The following is a 20,344-nucleotide window of genomic DNA, read 5'->3' as shown; positions in this document are numbered from 1 at the left end:
ATCCGGCGAGGCACGGGCCCGCACCACGCCGACCGGCCCCGGCGGGACGGGCCCGCGCGGCGTCGGCGGGTCGTGCGGGTGCCCCGTGACACCCGCACGACCCTGGGTCGCGGCGGCTACAGGTTGCCGCGGCGGTCCTGCTCGCGTTCGATCGCCTCGAACAGGGCCTTGAAGTTGCCCTTGCCGAAGCCCATCGAGCCGTGGCGTTCGATGATCTCGAAGAAGACGGTCGGACGGTCCTGGACCGGCTTGGTGAAGATCTGCAGCAGGTAGCCGTCCTCGTCACGGTCCGCGAGGATCTTCAGCTCGCGCAGGGTGTCGATCGGGACACGGGTCTCGCCGACCCACTCCCCCAGCGTGTCGTAGTAGGAGTCGGGCGTGTTGAGGAACTCGACGCCGGCCGCGCGCATCGTGCGGACGGTCTGCACGATGTCGCCCGTGTTGAGCGCGATGTGCTGCACGCCCGCGCCGCCGTAGAACTCAAGGTACTCGTCGATCTGGGACTTCTTCTTGGCGACGGCCGGCTCGTTGATCGGGAACTTGACCTTGAGCGTGCCGTCGGCGACGACCTTCGACATCAGGGCGCTGTACTCGGTGGCGATGTCGTCGCCCACGAACTCCTTCATGTTCGTGAAGCCCATCACCTTGTTGTAGAAGCCGACCCATTCGTTCATGCGGCCGAGTTCGACGTTGCCCACACAGTGGTCGATCGCCTGGAAGGTGCGCTGGGCGGGCGGCTCCACGATCGGCTCGGCGGCGACGTAACCGGGCAAATAGGGGCCGTCGTAGCCGGAGCGTTCGACCAGGGTGTGACGGGTCTCGCCGTAGGTGGCGATGGCGGCCAGGACGACCGTGCCGTGCTCGTCCTTCAGCTCGTACGGCTCGGCGACCGAGCGGGCGCCGTGCTCCAGGGCGTAGGCGTACGCGGCGCGCGCGTCCGGGACTTCGATGGCGAGGTCGACCACACCGTCGCCGTGCTCGGCCACGTGCTGCGCGAGGAAGTGGCCCCAGTCGGTGGTGGGCTTGATGACCGAGGTGAGGACGAAGCGGGCGGAGCCGTTCTCCAGGACGTACGCAGCGGTCTCGCGGCTGCCGTTCTCCGGTCCGGAGTAGGCGACCAGCTTCATGCCGAAGGCGGTGGAGTAGTAGTGCGCCGCCTGCTTGGCGTTGCCCACGGCGAAGACGACCGCGTCCATTCCCTTGACCGGGAAGGGGTCGGCCTGCCGGGCGGTGTCGGGAGTGTGGTCTGTGGTCTGCGTCATAGCCGCAGCGTCTCCCTGCCCGGCAAGGTGCGCAATAGTTTGTGTTTTGACTGGGCAATCTGTTCAGCAATACGGCCGTAACGGCCGCCTTTCTGTACATGATGACCATGCCGGAGGCTGCTGTGGCGATCGATCATCTGGACGGCCGGATCATTCTGCTGCTCGCCCGGGAGCCGCGGATCGGGGTGCTGGAGATGTCCCGGCGGCTGGGGGTGGCCCGGGGCACCGCGCAGGCGCGGCTGGACCGGCTTCAGTCGAACGGAGTCATCCGCGGATTCGGACCGCAGGTGGATCCGGCCGCGCTCGGCTACCCGGTCACGGCGTTCGCCACGCTCCAGATCCGGCAGGGGCAAGGGCCCGATGTACGGGCCCACTTGGCGACCGTGCCGGAGGTGCTGGAGCTGCACACGACCACCGGCACCGGGGACATGCTGTGCCGTCTCGTGGCCCGCTCCAACGCCGATCTCCAGCGTGTGATCGACAGGGTCGTCGGTTTTGATGGCATCGTCCGGGCCTCCACGGCGATCGTCATGGAGAACCCCGTTCCGCTGCGGATCATCCCGCTCGTGGAGCAGGCCGCGGAGGAGACCTGACGTGGAGGGGTGAGCGCGTGTGAACTTCTGGGAGTACCTGGTCAACCGGCACCAGCAGCTCCTCACGGACGCCTACCAGCACGCGAGCGTGGTCTTCCAGTGCATGGTCGTGGCGACCGCGATCGGGGTGCTGATCGGCGTGGTCACGTACCGCAGTGAGTGGGCCGGGAACCTCGCGACCCTGACCACCGCCACCATCCTGACCGTGCCGGCACTCGCCCTGATCGGTCTGCTCATCCCCCTCGTGGGCCTCGGCGTGCCGCCCACGGTGATCGCACTGACGCTGTACGGGCTGCTGCCGGTCGTGCGCAACGCGATCGTCGGGCTGCGCGGGGTCGATCCCGCTCTGGTGGACGCGGCCACGGGCATCGGGATGTCCCGGCCGGCCCGGCTGCTGCGGATCGAGCTGCCGCTGGCCTGGCCGCCCATCCTGACCGGGATCCGCGTCTCCACCCAGATGCTGATGGGCATCGCGGCCATCGCAGCGTACGCCTCCGGCCCCGGGCTCGGCAACGTCATCTTCCGCGGCCTCGCCTCGCTGGGCAGCGCCAACGCGCTCAACCAGGTCCTCGCGGGCACGCTCGGCATCATCATCCTGGCGCTGCTGTTCGACGCCGGGTACGTCCTGCTCGGACGGCTGACCATTCCCAGGGGGATCCGTGCCTGAGACCGGCGACCACGGCGCCTCGATCGAGCTGGAGAACCTGACCAAGCGCTACCCCGGCGGTGCGCAGCCGGCCGTGGACAACGTGAGCATGCAGATCAAGGCGGGCGAGGTCGTCGTCTTCGTCGGCCCCTCGGGCTGCGGCAAGTCGACCACGCTCAAGATGATCAACCGGCTGATCGAGCCGACCGGCGGCCGCATCCGGATCGGCGGCGAGGACGTCACCGACATGGACCCGGTCAAGCTGCGCCGCAAGGTCGGCTACGCCATCCAGTCCGCCGGGCTCTTCCCGCACATGACGGTGGCGCAGAACATCGGGATCGTCCCCAGGATGATCGGCTGGCCGAAGGCGCGGATCAAGGAGCGCACCGAGGAACTCCTCGATCTCGTGGGCCTCGACCCCGGGGAGTTCCAGGGCCGCTACCCGCGCCGGCTGTCCGGCGGGCAGCAGCAGCGCGTGGGCGTGGCCCGGGCACTGGCCGCCGATCCGCCGGTGCTGCTGATGGACGAGCCGTTCGGGGCGGTGGACCCGATCACCCGGGATCACCTCCAGGACGAGCTGATCCGCCTCCAGCACGAGCTGCACAAGACGATCGTCTTCGTCACCCACGACTTCGACGAGGCGATCAAGATCGGCGACCGGATCGCCGTGCTGCGCGAACGGTCGCACATCGCGCAGTTCGACACCCCCGAGGCGATCCTCACCAACCCGGCGGACGACTTCGTGTCCGGGTTCGTGGGCGCCGGCGCGGCGCTGAAGCGGCTGAACCTGACCCGCGTACGGGACGTGGAGATCACCGACTATCCGACGGTCACGGTCGACGACCCGCTCCAGGAGATCTTCACCCTGCTGCGCACCAGCGGCAGCAACGAGATCCTGCTGCTCGACCGGCGCCGCCGCCCCTACAAGTGGCTGCGGCGCGGCGATCTGATGCGGGCCCGGGGCTCGCTGGCCCGCGCCGGGACCCTGGTGAGCGACACGGTCACCCGGGACGCGACCCTGCGGGACGCGCTGGAGGCGGTGCTCACCGACAACGCGGGGCGGGTGGCGGTGACCGGGCGGCGCGGGGAGTACACGGGCGTCGTCGACATGGAGACCCTCATGAACTCCGTGCACGAGATGCTGGAGGCCGACCGCCTCGACGCGATGGAGCACCAGCACGAACTGGAGTCGCTGCGGGCCTCCCAGACGCACGCCGAGCAGGAGGGGGCCGAAGGCCCGGCGGGCGTGGGCGGCCCGGCGGCGGAGCGGTGACGGCGACGGGGGTCGAGGAGACCTCCGAGCCCGTCGCGCAGGCGCCTTCGGCACAGCGCCCGCCCGCTCGTCTGACCTGGCAGAAGCTGACGTTCCTGCCGGTCGCCCTGATCGCCGTGCTGCTCGCCACCTGGCTCTGGTTCCAGCAGGCCGACCTGGACGCGCTCACCCGCAACGCCCTGTCGGGCGGCCAGGTCACCAAGGCGCTGTGGCAGCACATCCAGCTGACCGTGATCTCCACGTTCTTCGTGCTGATCATCGCGATTCCGCTGGGCATCCTGCTGACCCGCGGGGCGATGAGCAGGGCCACGCCGGTGGCGATGGCGTTCGCCAACACGGGCCAGGCGACCCCGGCGATCGGTCTGCTCGCCCTCCTGGTGATCTGGCTGGGCATCGGCCGCAGGGCCGCCCTGATCGGCATGATCGTCTACGCCATCCTGCCGGTGCTCTCCAACACGATCACGGGCCTGAAGGCAAACGACCCGACCCTGCTGGAGGCGGCCCGCGGCATCGGCATGTCCCCCTCGGGGGTGCTGAGGAGGGTCGAACTCCCCCTCGCGGTCCCGCTGATCCTCGCGGGTGTGCGCACGGCCCTCGTCCTGAACGTCGGTACGGCGACCCTGGCGGTCTTCGGCGGGGGCGGCGGCCTCGGTGTGCTGATCACGACCGGGATCACCAACCAGCGGATGCCGGTGCTGGTGCTGGGTTCGGTCCTCACGGTGGTGCTGGCGCTGCTGGTGGACTGGCTGGCGTCGATCGTCGAACTGCTGCTGCGGCCGCGGGGCTTGCAGCCATGAGGAGGCGTACGTGCCTGGCGGCCGCGGGTCTGCTGCTGGCGGCCGCCGGTTGCGGCCTGACCAGCGGCTCTCCCTTGACCGACGACGTGAAGCCGGGCTCGATCGGCCGGGGCGAGCCGCTGAAGGGGGCTCATCTGACGGTGACGTCGAAGTCGTTCACCGAGCAGCTGATCCTCGGCTCGATCATGGGCATCGCGTTCGAAGCGGCCGGCGCGGACGTGATCGACCGCACCGGCATCCAGGGGTCCATCGGCAGCCGCGAGGCGGTCCGCAAGGGCGACGCGGACGCCGGGTACGAGTACACGGGCACGGCCTGGATCACCTACCTCGGGCACAGCAAGCCGATCACCGATCCGCAGGAGCAGTGGGAGGCGGTGAGGAAGGAGGACGCGGGCAACGGGCTGGTCTGGCTGCCGCCGTCGAGGCTCGACAACACGTACGCGCTGGCGATGAACCAGCAGAACGCGAAGAAGTACGGCACGAAGACCATGTCGGACGTGGCCAAGCTGGCGATGTCCGACCCGGGGGCCGTGAAGCTGTGCGTGGAGGTCGAGTTCGCCAACCGGGCGGACGGGCTGCCGGGCATGCAGAAGGCCTACGGCATGAACGTCCCGGCGCGGAACATCACGCAGATGGACACCGGGATCATCTACACGCAGACCGCGAAGGGCAACTGCACGTACGGGGAGGTGTTCACCACCGACGGGCGCATCAAGTCGATGAACCTGGTGGTGATGGACGACGACAAGAAGTTCTTCCCCAACTACAACGCCGCCCCGATGATCAACGCGAAGTCCATGAAGGAGTGGCCGGCGATCGCGGAGGTCCTGAACCCCGTGACGGCGAAGCTGAACAACTCCATGGCGCAGACGCTGAACGCGAAGGTGGACGTGGACGGGGAGGATCCGCACCAGGTGGCGCTGGACTGGATGGTGCGGGAGGGGTTCGTCAAGGAGGGGTGAGTTACAAAGAGACCGTTGCAAAGAGAGCTTTGCAACGCTACCTTTGCATGCATGCCCGACGAACCGGCTCCCCGTCTGCTCGACGCCCGCTCCCTGCGCGGCCTGGCCCATCCCCTGCGGATGCAGCTGCTGGTCGCACTGCGGCACGGCGGGCCCGCCACCGCCTCGCACCTGGCGGAGAAGCTCGGCGAGTCCAGCGGCGCGACCAGCTACCACCTACGACAACTCGCCGCACACGGCTTCGTCGCCGACGACCCGGGGCGCGGCAAGGGACGGGAGCGCTGGTGGAAGGCGCTGGACGAGGGCATCCGGATCGACGAGACCCTGATCAAGGACCCGGACCCGACCGTGCGGGGAGCCGTCGCCCTGCTCCGGTACGAGATGGCCAACGTGCACACCCGGGAGATCGCGACGTGGCTCGGCAACATCAGCGGCTGGGGCGAGGAATGGGACGGCGCCACGGACCTCAGCGACTTCAGCCTGCGGCTCACTCCCGAACTCGCCCGTGAGCTGGTCGGAAAGATGCACGAGCTCATCCAGAGCTACCGCCCGGCCCCCGAGGGCACCCCGGACGCCGAGACGGTACGCGTCCACACGCACGTCTTCCCCACCCAGACGACGCCGTGAAAGGCCTGCACCCATGCACCCGGACATCCACCTGTCCCTGCACCACGCCCGCGCCGCGGAACTGCGTGCCGAGGCCGGGCCCCGCCCCACACGCCGTCCAGACATCCGTACGCGGCTGGGCTGGACCCTCGTCGAAGTGGGCCTGAGACTCGCCGCCCGCCCCGGAACGGCAACCGCCCACTAACAACTCGGCACGGAGCCCTTTCCCGTCTCCAGGGCCACCAGGGAACTCACCGTGCTCTTCAGGGTGGTCACCGGAATCAGCCGCAGCCCCTTCGGAAGCTCGGCGCGAGCGTCCCCGCACTCCGCCTTGGGGACCAGGAACACCGTCGCCCCGTCCCGCTTCGCGGCCTGTGTCTTGAGGGCGACGCCCCCGACCGCACCGACCCGGCCGGCCGCGTCGATCGTGCCCGTGCCGGCGATCACCCGGCCACCGGTCAGATCCCCGCCCGTGCCGTCGCCGTCGAGCTTGTCGACGATGCCGAGGGAGAAGAGCAGCCCCGCACTGGGCCCGCCCACGTCCGCGAGCTTCAGGCTGACCTCGACGTCCTTGTCCTCGAGGCCGAGGTATCCCAGCGCGGCCTGCGTCGCCGCGTCCTGGGACTCCTTCATCTGCTTCTCGTTGTGCCGCTCGATCTCCTTGACGCTGTCCCCGCTCGGGTAGACGGAGTCGCGCGGCATGACCGCCTGGTCGGTGCGGAACCAGCTGTCGATGACGTCGGGGAGCGTGACCCGGGTGTCCGGGGAGGTCGCCTCGATGGTGGTCATCCGCAGCTGGCCCTCGGTGTCCCGGACCGGCGCACCGGAGATGGTGATCACCTCCGTGCCCTTGTTCTCGCCGAGCACGTTCGCCGTCAGGCCCGGCTGCGCCACCGAGAACGGCAGCGGCGCGAACACCGCCGTCGCGAGCAGGGCCACGACGGGCAGGGCGCAGACGGCGACGGCCTGGGGGCGCGTGAGGCGAGAGAACACGGGATCAATCTAACGCGGAGGCGCGATACCACCGTGACCAGGGCGTCGGGGGCCGGTGCGGGAGGCCGCAGACGTCGCGCAAGGCTTCCAGGCCGCCGGTGCGGGGAGGCCGCAGGCCTTCAGGACAGGACCTCCGGGGACGCCGGTGTCAGGGGGCCGGGGTGAGGTGGCCGCAGGTCATAGGTCAGCGGAGGGCCTCTGCGACCTCGCGGGCCGCGTCGACGACTCGGGGGCCCACTCGTTCCGGTACCGCCTCGGCCAGCATCACCACGCCCACGCTGCCCTCGACGCCCGTCACGCCCAGCAGCGGCGCCGCAGCCCCCCAGGCGCCCGCCTCCAGCTCGCCGTGGGTCAGCATGTAGCCGGGGTCGGTCATCGGGTGCTGCCGGGCCGCGAGTATCGCCTTCCCGGCGGCGCCCCGGTCCAGCGGGTGCCGGAAACCGGCGCGGTAGGCGACGTGATAGTCCGTCCAGGTCGGTTCCACGACGGCCACGGCCAGCGCGTCCGCCCCGTCGACCAGCGTCAGGTGCGCCGTCGCGCCGATGTCCTCGGCCAGTGACCGCAGCGCCGGCATCGCGGCCTCCCGCACCAGCGGATGGACCTGGCGCCCGAGCCGCAGCACGCCGAGCCCGACCCGGGCACGTCCGCCGAGGTCACGGCGTATGAGGGCGTGCTGTTCCAGCGTGGCGAGCAACCGGTACACGACGGTCCGGTTCACGCCCAGCCGGAGGGAGAGCTCGGTCACGGTCAGCCCGTGGTCCGTGTCGGCGAGCAGCTTGAGGACTCGCAGTCCCCGGTCGAGCGTCTGGGAGGTCTCCGCGGTCACGACGCCCACTCCTTAGTGGTGAGGTCGGCGGCTCCCCGGTCGGCGAATGCGTCACCGAGTCCCGTCGGTCACGCGCTTCAGAGGCCGCCGATCGGCCGGCGGCCCGGCCTGTCCGGACCGCGTCGCTTCACGGCTGCGCTCCGCGGCGGCGCTGCCACGGGGCGTGTGCGTAGCCGGACAGTAGCGAAGCAGGTTCGCTGAGCGGAAGTCTCCGTCCAGAATCCGGGCACGGGACGGGGCGTACTGCTGGAGTTTGCGGCGGTATGGGCGCCCCCGTAGGAGCGCGGGGCTCTGCCGGTGCACGGCACCGCCCCGCGGGCGCGACCAGCCACGCACGAGCCGCAACCGAAGCGAAGGGAACTCACTTCATCCGGGTCGCCCACTCCTGCACCTTGGCGATCCGCTGCCGCAACTGCCCCGCCGTCGCCTCCGCCGCCGGCGGCCCCCCGCACACACGGCGCAGCTCGGTGTGGATGACCCTGTGCGGCTTGCCGCTCTGGTGGACGTACGCACCGACCATGGTGTTGAGCTGCCGCCGCAGCTCCATCATCTCCTTGTGGGAGACCACGGGCCGCCGTTCCGCAGGCACTTCCAGCAGGTCGGCCTCCTCGTCCGGCTTCCTGCGGCTGTGCGCGATCTGCCGGGCCTGCCGCTTCTGCAGCAGCAGCTGCACCTGGTCGGGCTCCAGCAGCCCGGGGATGCCGAGGTAGTCCTGCTCCTCCTCGGAGCCGGGATGGGCCTGCATGCCGAACTCGGCGCCGTTGTACATGACCCGGTCGAAGACGGCGTCGGACTCCAGCGCCTCGAAGGGCAGCATGTCCTGCTCGCCGGTGTCCTCGTCCTGCTCCCGGTTCGCCTCGTCCATCTCCTTCTCGGACTCGGCGTACGGGTCCTCCTCGCCCTCCTTCTTGGGCTTGTCGAGGACGTGGTCGCGCTCGCGCTCCATCTCGTTGGCGAAGCCCAGCAGGTCGGGCACGGTCGGCAGGAACACGGACGCCGTCTCGCCGCGCCGCCGGGACCGCACGAAACGCCCGACGGCCTGCGCGAAGAACAGGGGCGTCGAGATGGTGGTGGCGTACACCCCCACGGCAAGCCGGGGCACGTCGACCCCCTCGGACACCATCCGCACGGCGACCATCCACCGGTCGTTGTTGCCGCTGAACTCGTCGATCCGCTCGGAGGCGCCGGAGTCGTCCGACAGCACGAGGGTGGCCTTGCTGCCGGTGATGTCCCGGATGAGCTTGGCGTAGGCACGCGCCGAGTCCTGGTCGGAGGCGATGACGAGGGCGCCCGCGTCCGGGATGGCCTTCCGTACCTCCGTCAGTCGCTGGTCGGCGGCACGCAGCACCGACGGCATCCACTCGCCGCGCGGATCCAGCGCGGTCCGCCAGGCCTGGCTGATGGCGTCCTTCGTCATGGGCTCGCCGAGCCGGGCGGCGATCTCGTCACCGGCCTTCGTGCGCCAGCGCATGTTGCCGCTGTAGGAGAGGAAGATGACCGGCCGGACGACGTTGTCGGCGAGGGCGTTGCCGTAACCGTAGGTGTAGTCGGCCGCCGACCGCCGGATCCCGTCGTTGCCCTCCTCGTACGTCACGAACGGGATGGGGTTGGTGTCGGACCGGAAGGGCGTACCGGTCAGGGCGAGCCGCCGGGTGGCCGGCTCGAAGGCCTCCAGGCAGGCCTCGCCCCAGGACTTGCTGTCACCGGCGTGGTGGATCTCGTCGAGAATGACGAGCGTCTTGCGCTGCTCGACCCGGTTGCGGTGCAGCATGGGCCGCACGCCGACACCGGCGTACGTCACGGCGACGCCGTGGTACTCCCGGCCGAGCGGCCCGGCGCTGTACTCCGGGTCGAGCTTGATCCCTATGCGGGCCGCGGCCTCCGCCCACTGCTTCTTCAGGTGCTCGGTCGGGGCCACCACGGTCACCTGCTGGACGACGTGGTGGTGCAGCAGCCAGGAGGCCAGCGTCAGCGCGAAGGTCGTCTTGCCGGCGCCGGGGGTGGCGACCGCGAGGAAGTCCCGCGGCTGCTCCTGGATGTACTTGTCCATCGCTCCCTGCTGCCAGGCACGCAGCTTGCTGGCGGTACCCCAAGGGGCACGGCCGGGGAACGCCGGGGACAGGTGGTGCGAGGCAGAGCTGGTGCCGGCGGTGGTAGTCACGGTCTCCGTTGGGGGTCGGGCGGCTCGTTCGAGGGAGCCTGACGGCTCGGCTACGTATGACAACCGGGCCACCCTACCGGCGCCCCGGACCCGTCAACGCGCGGACCGGGCCGGGGCACCCGGGGGTGGGACCGACGTCACAGCTCCCTCAGCCGCCCCGCGATCCTGCCGACGTCCCCCTCCGCCCCGGACGCCACGTCGACGACCAGCGTGTACGCCACGTCCTGGTCCACCCCGGCCAGGTCGACGCCGTTGAGGGCGAGGAAGGTGGCGGTGGCCAGCCAGGCGGTTCGCTTGTTGCCGTCGACCAGGGGGTGGTTGGCGGCGACGGCGTGCAGGAGGGCGGCGGCCTGCTCGTACAGGTCGTCGTAGGCGGCCGTCCCGAACATCCGGGCACGCGGGCGGTGCACGGCGGAGGCGAGCAGCCCCGGGGCACGCGCCTCGGGCGGCCGCCCGCCGAAGGCGGTCTCGGCGATGGCGGTGACCTCGCCGACGGTCAGGTACCGAGTGTCCCTGGTCATGCGCCGAGCCTCCGCAACAGGTCCGCGTGGCGCAGCGCGAGCCCCTCCGCGACGGTCCGCACGCGTCCGGTCTCCTGCCGCAGGTATCCGCGTACGGCGTCCAGCGTCACGTCCTCGGGTGCGCGCCCCTGCGCATCGGCGAGGTCGTCGAGGGCGGCCCGCAGGGCGGGGTCGAGGGGCAGAAGGATCTCGGACATGGGCAGAGGCTACGAGCGGGCGGAGACGACAGGCGACCGCTTTACGCCGTCGCTCCGCAGCCGGGGGCACGCGACAGCCTCAGGCCCGCCGCTCCCGCGGCAGGGACGACAGGCGACCGTCGCCTGCCGTAAGACGGTCCCGACCTGGGACCTTGGCCGTACGCCCTCCCCTTCACCCACCGCCTTTCATGAACGGCGTGTGGCAGTCGCGTTGCACCCCACCGGATGCTCTTGAGCCGCCCTTCGAGGGCACCGTACGGTCACTGCACCGAGTTCGACGTGAAGTCCTAACACGGCCGTGTGCCCGAGTGGTTCAGGGGCTCGCCTGCGCTGCATCCCTCAGCGAGCTCCACTCGCGGGGAGTTGCGCGGGTTCGAATCCCGCCACGGCAGTGAGCAGTCGAACTCGGTCACGGCCGTGTGCCCGAGTGGTTCAGGGGCTCGCCTGCAAAGCGAGTTACGCGGGTTCGAATCCCGCCACGGCCTCCATTGCCGGCCCGCCGAGCGGCGGCCCCGGTCGGGTCGGTGTTCCCGTCGGCCTTTCGTCCGGCCCTGCGCGCGTTCTCCTCGCGCACGGCGTCCAGCCATCGCCACAGGCCCGCCTCCCCCGGGCTCGGACCGGGGCAGGCGATCCGGTGCGGGACGCGGCACGCCGCACCGGGTTCGGGCTCGTCCTCGCGGCTGTTCCACGCCGTTCCGTTGGAGTCCACGTACCAGCGGTGCCAGGCGGGCACCATGTGCGCGGGAGCCGACATGTCCGGTTCGAGGAGGACATGAGTGCCGTAGTAGGTGGCGTGCCGTTCGCCGACCAGGCCGCAGTCGGGGCACTCGGGTGGAGCGGGTGGCTCAGGGCCGGTGGCGCCTTCCAGTACTGCCTGGGCGCGGTCCGTCTTCTCCCAGGGGCGCGGCGCGTCCGGTGGGCGTTGCCGGTGTCCGTCGGGGTCGGGTAACGGGATGAGGCTCGATTCGTCTGTCTCCCCCATGGCCCGAGCATGTGCGGGGGGCCGGGGGTTGGGAAGGGCGCGTTCAGGGCGCAACGGGGCAATACGGCGGATGCCGCAGGTCATTGCGGTCCTTGCTGGGTTCGCTGCCCGCACCCGTGGGGAGTCCCGCACAACCCCGAGCACCTCTCGGGTGTCCAGGACATGACCGGTAGCCGATGCTCCGGTCCGTCCGCCCACTGTTTCGACGAGGAGAACCCCGTGCACCTCCGCCCCTCGGCAGCCGTTCCGGCCGCCGTCGTGCTCGCCGTCGCCGGTCCCGCTGTCGTCGCGCCCCTGGCGCACGCCGAGGAGGGTGCGCCCCAGGTGGTCGTGTCGGCTCTGCCGTCCGCGGCTCCCGAGCCGGGGGATGTCTACGACCAGTCCGTCACCCTCACCAACAAGGGCACGGCCGCCGTGGACGGGGTCACCTTCCGGGTGCGTCTGACGCGCGGGCTGGACTTCCCCGGGCAGGTGAAGGGCTGCACCTACTCGACCGTCAAGGACCGGGTCCGGCAGGCGGTCTGCGAGCTCGACACCGTCATAGAGCCCGGTGGCTCGGTCACGACCCCCGTCCGGTTCAAGGCCCTGGACAACGCCCTGATGGAGGCCGTCGAGTACGGCACCGGCGCGACCGGTGACGCCCCGGGCGAGGGGTTCGACGACAGCTACCGGCGGCTCACCCTGACCGCGGACAACACCGCCGATCTCGTCGCCGTCGGTGAGGAGATGGAGGCGCTGGCCGGCGGGGAGCAGTCGGTCACGGCGACCCTGCGCAACGACGGCCCGGGCTGGGTGCAGAATCAGGAGAGCGACGACCTCCCCGCCCTGCAGGTGCAGATCCCGCCGGGCACCACCGCCGTCGGGGTGCCGAAGGACTGCGCGCCGTTCGGGATCGACGGGCCGAGCGGACCGCAGGGGACCCCGGGCAAGCCCAAGTACGTCTGCTGGCCGCAGAACGGGACGATCGACGCCGGCCAGTCCCTGGCGTACACCTTCACGTTGAAGATCAAGAAGTCCGCGCAGGACACCGAGGGCGAGATCAAGGCGTCGTCCGTCTACGACATCGCCCCCGCGTACGACAAGAACCGCGCCAACAACATCGCGTCGATCGGCATCGACGTGCCGAGCGACTACGAGCCCGGGCCGAGCCCGTCGGACGGCACCGACGGTGGTTCCGGCAACGGCGGGAACGGCAACGACCCCGAGGGCCAGGCCGCCGGCGGCACGGGCGCCACTGCCTCTCCCTCCGCCTCGGCGTCGGACTCGGCGGGCGCCTCGGCCGCTGGCTCCACCGGCACCACGACCGGCAGCACCACCGGGGGCAGCCTCGCCACGACCGGCTCCGACGGCACCCCGCTCCTCGCCGGTGCCGCGGCCGCCGCAGCGGTGATCGGCGGCGGTCTGGTCTTCGCCGTGCGTCGCCGAAGCGCCGCCCGGTCCGCCGGGTCCGCCTGACGGCAGCCCGTCAGAGCACCCCGCCGGCCTCGTCCTGGAAGGCGTCCGTCCAGTAGTGACGGACGGTTCTGTCCGCGGTGACGCCGGTGGGGTCCACCGTCGAGAGCACCTGAAGCATCGTCATGGCCAGCTGGTCATAGGTGTCGGTGGTCAGCTCGTGGGACGACCCGGCGTCTATCGCGCGCTCGCGGTGCAGGAGCCAGAGGGTGAAGGCGAGGGTCGACACGTCCGTGTTGAGCGGATACAGGGTCGCCTCGGGTTCGCTCCAGTTCAGCACCGCGCCCGTCGCTCCGTCGACCACCAGGCTGTTGTCCTCGACGAGGTGGCCGAGGCGGATCAGGCGGTGGGCCCCGGCCGGGAGTTCCACCGGGGTGTCGGTATCGGCGTAGTACTCGGTGAGCGTCGCCAGGGGGACGTCGGTGTCCAGGGAGAAGACATGGGCGTCCTCCGGCAGGCCCACCTCGCGCAGGAAGCGGCGGGTCGGCTCGTGCGTGAGGGTCGCGGGGAAGTCGACGTCCTCGAAGCGCGCCACCTTGCCGGGGCCGAACTCCTGGTCCAGGAGGCGGTGCGGGAGGTCCAGGGAGAGGCCGGACGCGCCGCCGCGGCCCGCCACCAGGGACAAGGGGCGGATCAGCGCCGCCATCTTCCAGAACGGGGCCGGTTCGCCGTCCGCGCCGTCGCGGAACACCGCCAGCAGGTGCTGGGACGCCTCCGCCACCGCCTTGGGGCCGTAGCGGCCCGCGTAGGAGGCGAACTGGCCGCGCAGGCCGGCCAGTTCGTCCGTGGCCTCGGCGAAGCGGACCAGTGTCCGCAGCGAGGGAGCCAGGGGGCGGCGGTCCATCAGGTCGGGGCGGTCGTGCAGGACGTACGCCGTCGAGATCTCGCCCGTCGCGCCGTCCAGCAGGACCGATTCCGTCTCCAGGGCGCCCGGGCCCAGCAGTCCGCCTATCACCAGCTGCTCGCGCAGCTCGGCCGGGAGGCGGCCGTCCGGGTCGGCGGTCGAGTCGGCGACCGTGCGCAGGCCGTCGCGGCTCAGCTCGGCGAAGCTCAGCACACCGCTGTCGCCGGGCAGTCCGGGGCCGGTCAGCCAGTGCCGCGTGGACGCGTGCGTGACCCACGGGTCCAGGTCGGACTCGGTCAGGGTGATCACCGCGCAACCGGCGTCGGTCGTACTCATGGGCTCCCCCGCATGTGCTCGCTCACCGTCCCCCGGCGGGGCACGGCGGAATCGCCCGGCCCAGCCCGGCAGCCGTTCCCCACTGCCCAGAACAGTACGCCCCACCACTGACAACGCCCCGGACCGGCGACGCGCGCCCGGCGACACGGCGCGCTCACCTCACAAGACGCTCGGAGCACCCTCTCGCGTTCCCTCTTCGCATGCTCAACTTCCGTTTTCAACCAACGGGCTTGGGACGCCGCGCCCCGGGCCTCACCCATAGGGCGTCAGGCGTCAGGCGTCAGGCGTCAGGCGTCAGGCGTCAGGCGTCAGGCGTCAGGCGTCAGTACAGCCTCAGCCCCGTTCCGTGACCACCGCCGCCTGGGGGCGGATCGGGAGGCGGTTCACGGGGCGGCCCGTCGCGGCGCGAACGGCGGACGCGATGGCCGCCGGGGACGTCACCACCGGCACCGCGCTGACCGCCTTGGCCCCGAAGGGCGCGACCACGTCCCGTTCCTCGACCAGCCGGACGATGCGGATGTCGGGGGCGTCGAGGGCGGTCGGCAGGGCGTAGCCGGTCAGGTCGGGGTGGCGGATCAGGCCGCGCGGCGTGCGGAGGTTCTCGGTGAGCGCGATACCGACGCCCTGGGTCACCCCCGCCTCGATCCGGGCGGTGAGCTGGGCCGGGTTCAGGACACGGCCCACGTCCTGCGCGACGGCCAGTTCCACGACCCGTACGGACCCGATCTCGATGTCGACGTCCACCACCGCGCGGATCGCGCAGAAGGCCATGCCTACGAAGGCGTCGCCCTGGCCGGTCTCGTCCAGCGGCTCGGTCGGGTGCGGGCGGCACTGCGCGGTGGCCCACAGCTCCTTGCCGTCCAGTGCCTCGGTGACGGTCGTGGAGAGGACCCCGTCGTACGACGTGATCTTGCCGTCGGTGATCTGGAGCAGCTCCGTCGACATGCCGAACTTGTGCGCGAGCGGCTGCAGAAGCTGCGTGCGGACCATCTTCGCCGCGCGCTCCACCGCCCCGCCCGAGACCCAGGTGTGGCGGCCGCGGCAGCCCGCGCCCGCCGGGGGCTGGTCGGTGTCGACCGGCGCCACGTGGACCTCGTCGATGCCGAGGGTCTCCTGGACGATCTGCCGGGCCAGCGTCGTGAAGCCCTGGCCGGTCTCGACGGCCGCGCACAGGACCGTCGCGACCCCGTCGTGGACCTTCACGGTCGCCGTGGAGACCTCGTCGGCGCCCTCCGCGCCGAGCATGTGCACCATGCCCACGCCGTAGCCCACGCCCCGGCGCACCGCGCCCGGCTCCCCCGCGCCCTCGGGTCCGCCGGGCAGCAGCCACTCGTCCTCGGGCGTGTCCTTGGGCAGTGGCGGCAGCTCGAAGTCCCTTACGGCCTGGAGGAGTTCGGCGACCGGGGCCGGGCAGGTCACGGTCTGCCCGGTCGGCAGCACGTCGCCGGTCGCCAGGGCGTTGCGCAGCCGTACCTCCGCCGGGTCGATGCCGAGTTTCCGGGCGATCTTGTCCATCTGCGCCTCGTAGGCGGCGCAGACCTGCATGGCGCCTTCGCCGCGTACGTGACCGGACGGGGGGTTGTTGGTGCGTACGGCCCAGCCCTCGATGAAGGCGTTCGGGACGACGTACGGGCCGCAGGCGAACGCGACGGCGGCGGCCAGGGCCTCGGAGGAGGTGTCGGCGTAGGCGCCCGCGTCGAGCAGGATCTGCGCCTCGACCTTGACGAGTCTGCCCTCGGCGTCGGCGTGGTGGCGGTAGCGCAGCAAGGTGGGGTGCCGGTGGACGTGGCCGAGGAACGACTCCTCGCGCGTGGCGGTGAGCTTCACCGGGCAGCCGGTGCGCAGCGCGAGCAGCCCGAGCGGGAGCTGGAAGCCCTGGTCCTCGCGGTCGGCGGTGGCACCGGGGACCCCGGTGACGACGATCTTGACGCGTTCGGGTTCCAGAGCGAAGGCGGCTGCGGCGGCGTCGCGGTCGGCGTGCGGGTCGGTGGAGGCGAGGTACAGCTCCACCCCGCCGTCCGGGCGCGGTACGGCCAGGCCCGCCTCGGCGCCGATGGGCGCGGGGTCCTGGCGGCCGATGCGGTACAGGCCCTCGACGACGATCTCGCCGGCCGCCTCCGGGTCGCCGTGGCGCAGCGGGATGTGCCGGATCAGGTTGCCGTCGGGGTGCAGCGGCTCGGCCTCGAAGGCCTGTTCCGGGTCGGTCACCGGGTCGAGCACCTCGTACTCGACGATGACGGCGGCCGCCGCCATGCGCGCGGTGTCGGGGTGGTCGGCGGCGACGGCGGCGATGGGCTCGCCGTGGTGGCGCACGACCTCGGAGGCGAAGACGGGGCGGTCGGCCGTGCCGCGGCCGTGCAACCGGACGCCGGGGACGTCCTCGTGGGTGACGACGGCGCGGACGCCGGGCATCTCGCGCGCGTGGGTGGTGTCGATGGACAGGATGCGCGCGTGCGGGTGCGGTGAGCGCAGCACGGCCGCCCACAGCAGGCCCTCGGCCCACAGGTCGGCCGCGTACGGGAAGGTGCCCTCCGTCTTGGCGCGGGCGTCGGCGGGCGGGAGCGAGGCGCCGATGCCGTGCGGGAGCGGTTCCGGGGCGGGCGCGGCCTCCGCGGCCTGCGCGGCCTGTGCGGTGGCTGCTTCGTTGCTCACGCGGGGCCTCCGTCCTGGCCGTAGGGCTGGTCATGCGCTTCCGGGGAGTGCGGCCCGGGGGCGTGCGGTTCCGGGGGTGCCCCGAAGGCCGACGCGTTCACGCCACCGGCGCCCGGGCCCGCCTGGTGCGGGATGCGGGCCTCGTCGGTGTCGCCGTCGCCGGGCGCGGAGTGGGTCTCGCGTTCGGCGACGACTTCCTTGACGGCGTCCACCACGCCCCGGTAGCCCGAGCAGCGGCACAGGTTGCCGCACAACGCCTGCCGGGTCTCCAGCTCGGTGGGCGCCGGGTTGCCCTCCAGCAGGTCGTGCACGGTCATCGCCATGCCGGGGACGCAGAAGCCGCACTGCACGGCACCGCAGCGGGCGAGCGCCCGCTGCACGTCCGACGGCTGCCCGTCCTCGGCCAGGCCCTCGACGGTCCGGACCTCGCTGCCGGCCGCGGTGACGGCCGGGACCAGGCAGGACGCCACGAGCCGGCCGTCGACCTGGACGTTGCACGCGCCGCACTCGCCCTGCGAGCAGCCGTCCTTGGCGCCCGCGAGTCCGAGCCGCTCACGCAGCACGTACAGCAGGGACTCGCCGATCCACGCTTCGGTGACGGGGCGGTCGGTGCCGTTGACGCGCAGGACGTAGGAGGCGAGGGGGTGTTCCTCCTGGGGGGCCGCGGGGGGCACGTCGTGGGGGGCGGCCGCGGACGGGGTGGCCGCGGCGGTGGCCGGCTCCTGGTCCGGGGCCGGGTCTTCGGCCGGGGTCTCGCCGTCGACGGCCTCCGGGCCGGTGCCGGCGTCGGTGTCCGCGAGGTCCGGGAGGGGCCCGGCAGCGGGCTCGGAGGGGCCGTCGGCGGCCTCTGGGGCCCCTGGAGTGTCCTCGGTCGGCTCGGAGGGCGCACCGGCCTCACCGAGGCCGGGAGCGGCCTGTGAGGCGTCCTGGGCGTCCGGCGCCGGCGCGGCGGATTCCGGGTGCGCCTCGGGTACGGGCTCCCCGGGGAACCCGTCATGGGCCTCGCCGTACGGCTGCCCGGGCGCGTGACCGGCGGTGCCGGGCCCCTCGGGCCCGTGCTCGGCGAAGTCCGGGTGCTCCGGGCCGTGCTCGGCGAAACCGGACGGCTCGGCCCCGTGGTCTTCGAAGTCGGACGGTTCGGCCCCGTGGCCGGCGTAACGGGACGGGTCGACGGCGTGACCGGCCGTCCCGGGCTCCCCCGGCGCGTACGCGGCGGCCTCCGGCGGCTGCGGCGCGTGGCCGTCGCCCGGCGTCTGCGGCCCGTGGCCGGCGTTCCCGAGGGGCTCCGGCCCGTGGCCGAACTCCCCGGGCCGATGCGCGTGACCGTGGCCGGTGTCCTCGTGGGCGCCCGGCGCCTGAACGTCCTGCGCGTGGTGCCCGGGCCCGGTCTCCGGGCCCGCCTCCTGCGGCAGCGGCCCGGCGGCCTGCTGCTCCGGGGCGTATCCGGGGTCCGGGGCGTACCCGAGGGCGGGGGCGGCGTCGCCCTGGTCGTCCCCCTGCTCGTGGGGGAAGCCCGGCCGGGCCTCCTCCTGCCCCGCCGTGTCCTGCGGGTCCTGCCCCCACGGCCGGCCCGTGGCCTGCGTCGCCCAGGGCGCGGGCGCGCCACCGGGCAGTGTGGCCGGTGGGGTGCCGCCCCACTGCTCGACCAGCGAGGACGTGGTGAATTCGCCTGACTCGTCCGGAAGGTCGCCCCCGGCGACGGGGATCGACCACTGCCCGGTCACGTCATGGCCGGGCGCGCCTTCGGCGGGGGTCCCCGCGGTCTCCTCGAAGTGCCACTGCCCGGTCGCCCCCGGGTTGTACGTGAACCGGTCGTCGCCGTGCGGCCGTGCCGTCGCGTCGGGGCCGTAGGGCGTACCGGGGTCGTAGGGAGCTTCGGAGCCGCCGTAGGGCTGCTCGGGCACGTCGTGGCCCTGCTGGTGGGCGCCCTGCCCGGGGCCGTGCTGCTGATGCGTGCCGTGCTCGTGACCGTGCTGCTGGTGTGCGGCGTTCGGGTCGTGCCACTGCGCCCCGTCGACCGGCGCGCCGGGCACCGGCCAGGCGCCCGTGGCCGCCGGGTCGGTTCCGGCCGTCGTCGCGGGGGCGACCGTTATCTGCGGCGGCACGTAGCCGTGGCCGGGCGCGGCGAGGGGGCTGTCGGCGGCCAGCAGGGCGTCGACGCCACCCTCAGGCAGTTCGACGAAGGCGGTGGCGCCGTCGTCGTACTCGCCCTGGGGCAGCGGGTCCCAGCGGCTCCGGCCCCGGGGCGTGCCCTCTCCGTGCTGGTCGTCGGTCACGACAGCGCCCTCCCCAGTGCTCGTCGGGCCAGCGCGGCGACGGTGCGCCGCAGGTGCAGTACGGCGGGCGGCAGCTGCGGGACCGAACCGTCCTCGGCCGGCGCCGCGTCGGGGATGCAGGCCGCGGCGACGTACTCCCCGAAGGCGGTCAGTGCCTCCGGGACGAGCGCGCGGTTGTTGTCCCAGTCGATGAGGCCGGCGACCCACTGCTCCGCCTCCAGGGGCCGCAGCGGCATCGGCGCTATGGCGCCCACCGCGCAGCGCACGCCCCGGCGGGCGGGGTCCAGGACCAGGGCCACGGACGCCACCGCGCGCCCCGGGCCGGTCCGGCCGGTCGCCTTCAGGAACACCTGCGGGGCGTGCAGCAGCGGCACGCGCACATAGCCGATGAGTTCACCGGCGCGCAGCATGTCCATCCCGGCGAGCAGGTGCGAGACCGGGATCTCCCGGCGGGCTCCGGCCGGGCCCGCGACGATCAGGGTCGCCTCCAGGGCGGCCAGCACCGGCAGCGCGTCGCCGGTGGGGGCGGCCGAGGCGATGTTGCCGCCCAGGGTGCCCGCGTTGCGGATGTGCGGCGGGCCCGCCGCGCGCGCCGCGGCGGCGAGCGCCGGGATGAGGGCCGCGAAGTCGGGGCGGCCCATGCGCGCGTGCGTGAGGCCAGCGCCGAGCAGCGCGTGGCCGTCCAGGTACTGCCAGCCGCGGATCTCGCTGATCCGGCCGAGTCCCACCAGGGCGGCGGGCCTGAGCTGCCCGGAGTTGACGGCGGCCATCAGGTCGGTGCCGCCCGCGACGGGTACGGCGGCGGGCACGGCGGTGAGCGCCGCGACGGCCTCGTCCAGCGTCGTGGGCAGCGTGACGGCCTGCGCCGCCTGCGGTGCGTGCGTGGTCAAACCGGCTGCCCCTTCCCGCTGCCCCACCTGGTCCCACCTGTGCTGCCGTACGGTACGTGCTGACAGGGCGGACGT

The 20,344-nt window shown here is 72.4% G+C and carries 18 protein-coding genes, 2 tRNA genes and 1 pseudogene; 10 read left to right on the top strand and 11 right to left on the bottom strand.

The genetic code is table 11. From position 1 onward, the window contains the following. Positions 1–116 precede the first annotated feature (116 nt). On the bottom strand, positions 117–1,262 hold the full coding sequence (gene hppD / locus AB0937_RS26905) for a 4-hydroxyphenylpyruvate dioxygenase (protein WP_366714874.1): 1,146 nt from the start codon (positions 1,260–1,262) through the stop codon (positions 117–119). Between the two features lie 122 nt (positions 1,263–1,384). Between hppD and AB0937_RS26900 the strand changes: the two genes are divergently transcribed. From AB0937_RS26900 to AB0937_RS26870, 7 genes are read left to right on the top strand one after another with little or no spacing between them, the layout of a single operon-like run. Next, positions 1,385–1,855 carry an Lrp/AsnC family transcriptional regulator gene (locus AB0937_RS26900; RefSeq protein WP_053669862.1) on the top strand — a complete coding sequence of 157 codons (471 nt, stop codon included), beginning with the start codon at positions 1,385–1,387 and terminating at the stop codon, positions 1,853–1,855. A 19-nt stretch (positions 1,856–1,874) separates the two neighbouring features. After that, complete coding sequence (locus AB0937_RS26895) at positions 1,875–2,522, top strand: ABC transporter permease (RefSeq protein ID WP_366714872.1); 648 nt, start codon at positions 1,875–1,877, stop codon at positions 2,520–2,522. Continuing rightward, positions 2,515–3,774, top strand: a complete 1,260-nt coding sequence (locus tag AB0937_RS26890; protein WP_366714870.1) for a betaine/proline/choline family ABC transporter ATP-binding protein — start codon at positions 2,515–2,517, stop codon at positions 3,772–3,774. The genes AB0937_RS26895 and AB0937_RS26890 overlap by 8 nt, the downstream gene beginning before the upstream one ends. Beyond that, positions 3,771–4,571: an ABC transporter permease gene (locus tag AB0937_RS26885; RefSeq protein WP_366714868.1), complete on the top strand. Its 801-nt coding sequence runs from the start codon at positions 3,771–3,773 to the stop codon at positions 4,569–4,571. The genes AB0937_RS26890 and AB0937_RS26885 overlap by 4 nt, the downstream gene beginning before the upstream one ends. After that, on the top strand, positions 4,568–5,533 hold the full coding sequence (locus AB0937_RS26880) for a glycine betaine ABC transporter substrate-binding protein (RefSeq protein WP_366714867.1): 966 nt from the start codon (positions 4,568–4,570) through the stop codon (positions 5,531–5,533). The genes AB0937_RS26885 and AB0937_RS26880 overlap by 4 nt, the downstream gene beginning before the upstream one ends. A gap of 51 nt (positions 5,534–5,584) precedes the next feature. Continuing rightward, complete coding sequence (locus AB0937_RS26875; protein WP_366714865.1) at positions 5,585–6,160, top strand: helix-turn-helix domain-containing protein; 576 nt, start codon at positions 5,585–5,587, stop codon at positions 6,158–6,160. A 13-nt stretch (positions 6,161–6,173) separates the two neighbouring features. After that, positions 6,174–6,344, top strand: a complete 171-nt coding sequence (locus AB0937_RS26870; RefSeq protein ID WP_366714863.1) for a hypothetical protein — start codon at positions 6,174–6,176, stop codon at positions 6,342–6,344. Here AB0937_RS26870 and AB0937_RS26865 read toward each other — a convergent pair. From AB0937_RS26865 to AB0937_RS26845, 5 genes are all read right to left on the bottom strand, one after another. Next, positions 6,341–7,132: a S16 family serine protease gene (locus tag AB0937_RS26865; RefSeq protein WP_366714861.1), complete on the bottom strand. Its 792-nt coding sequence runs from the start codon at positions 7,130–7,132 to the stop codon at positions 6,341–6,343. The two genes, AB0937_RS26870 and AB0937_RS26865, sit on opposite strands and share 4 nt — an antisense overlap. A 184-nt stretch (positions 7,133–7,316) precedes the next feature. Continuing rightward, the gene (locus tag AB0937_RS26860) at positions 7,317–7,958 is read right to left on the bottom strand and encodes a helix-turn-helix domain-containing protein (RefSeq protein ID WP_031106728.1); all 642 of its coding nucleotides are present in this window, start codon (positions 7,956–7,958) and stop codon (positions 7,317–7,319) included. A gap of 361 nt (positions 7,959–8,319) precedes the next feature. Further along, a complete protein-coding gene (locus AB0937_RS26855; RefSeq protein WP_366714858.1) occupies positions 8,320–10,119 on the bottom strand; it encodes a DEAD/DEAH box helicase in 1,800 nt (599 codons plus the stop codon). Between the two features lie 137 nt (positions 10,120–10,256). Then, positions 10,257–10,640, bottom strand: coding sequence for a type II toxin-antitoxin system death-on-curing family toxin (locus AB0937_RS26850; protein ID WP_366714856.1), 384 nt, complete (start codon positions 10,638–10,640; stop codon positions 10,257–10,259). After that, positions 10,637–10,837 carry a hypothetical protein gene (locus AB0937_RS26845; protein WP_366714854.1) on the bottom strand — a complete coding sequence of 67 codons (201 nt, stop codon included), beginning with the start codon at positions 10,835–10,837 and terminating at the stop codon, positions 10,637–10,639. Before AB0937_RS26845 ends, AB0937_RS26850 begins: the two co-directional genes overlap by 4 nt. 293 nt (positions 10,838–11,130) lie before the next feature. Here AB0937_RS26845 and AB0937_RS26840 point away from each other — a divergent pair. Together AB0937_RS26840 and AB0937_RS26835 are read left to right on the top strand one after the other, a co-directional pair. Continuing rightward, positions 11,131–11,229, top strand: a tRNA-OTHER gene (locus AB0937_RS26840). A gap of 21 nt (positions 11,230–11,250) precedes the next feature. Next, positions 11,251–11,325: transfer RNA gene (locus AB0937_RS26835), tRNA-Cys, on the top strand. Between the two features lie 56 nt (positions 11,326–11,381). Here the strand turns inward: AB0937_RS26835 and AB0937_RS26830 are convergent. Continuing rightward, positions 11,382–11,819, bottom strand: a pseudogene (locus tag AB0937_RS26830) (DUF6083 domain-containing protein); the annotation flags it as partial. Positions 11,820–11,981: 162 nt separating this feature from the next. Here AB0937_RS26830 and AB0937_RS26825 point away from each other — a divergent pair. Continuing rightward, a complete protein-coding gene (locus AB0937_RS26825) occupies positions 11,982–13,274 on the top strand; it encodes an LPXTG cell wall anchor domain-containing protein (RefSeq protein ID WP_366714852.1) in 1,293 nt (430 codons plus the stop codon). A gap of 10 nt (positions 13,275–13,284) precedes the next feature. Here the strand turns inward: AB0937_RS26825 and AB0937_RS26820 are convergent, their stop codons facing one another. The 4 genes from AB0937_RS26820 to AB0937_RS26805 all read right to left on the bottom strand — a co-directional run bounded on the left by AB0937_RS26820 (position 13,285) and on the right by AB0937_RS26805 (position 20,269). Next, positions 13,285–14,451, bottom strand: a complete 1,167-nt coding sequence (locus AB0937_RS26820; RefSeq protein WP_366714850.1) for an SUKH-4 family immunity protein — start codon at positions 14,449–14,451, stop codon at positions 13,285–13,287. Between the two features lie 333 nt (positions 14,452–14,784). Then, entirely contained in the window at positions 14,785–17,103 is a 2,319-nt protein-coding gene (locus AB0937_RS26815; RefSeq protein ID WP_366714848.1) for a molybdopterin cofactor-binding domain-containing protein, read from the bottom strand. Further along, positions 17,100–19,379, bottom strand: a complete 2,280-nt coding sequence (locus AB0937_RS26810) for a 2Fe-2S iron-sulfur cluster-binding protein (RefSeq protein ID WP_366714846.1) — start codon at positions 19,377–19,379, stop codon at positions 17,100–17,102. The genes AB0937_RS26815 and AB0937_RS26810 overlap by 4 nt, the downstream gene beginning before the upstream one ends. Beyond that, complete coding sequence (locus tag AB0937_RS26805; protein WP_366714844.1) at positions 19,376–20,269, bottom strand: FAD binding domain-containing protein; 894 nt, start codon at positions 20,267–20,269, stop codon at positions 19,376–19,378. Before AB0937_RS26805 ends, AB0937_RS26810 begins: the two co-directional genes overlap by 4 nt. Between the last annotated feature and the right edge of the window lie 75 nt (positions 20,270–20,344).

It is taken from the genome of Streptomyces sp. NPDC047880, assembly GCF_040706515.1.
In the GTDB taxonomy this organism is placed as follows: Bacteria; Actinomycetota; Actinomycetes; order Streptomycetales; family Streptomycetaceae; genus Streptomyces.
The sequence above is the reverse complement of the archived record's forward strand: the minus strand, read 5'-3'. Positions and strand labels throughout refer to the sequence as shown.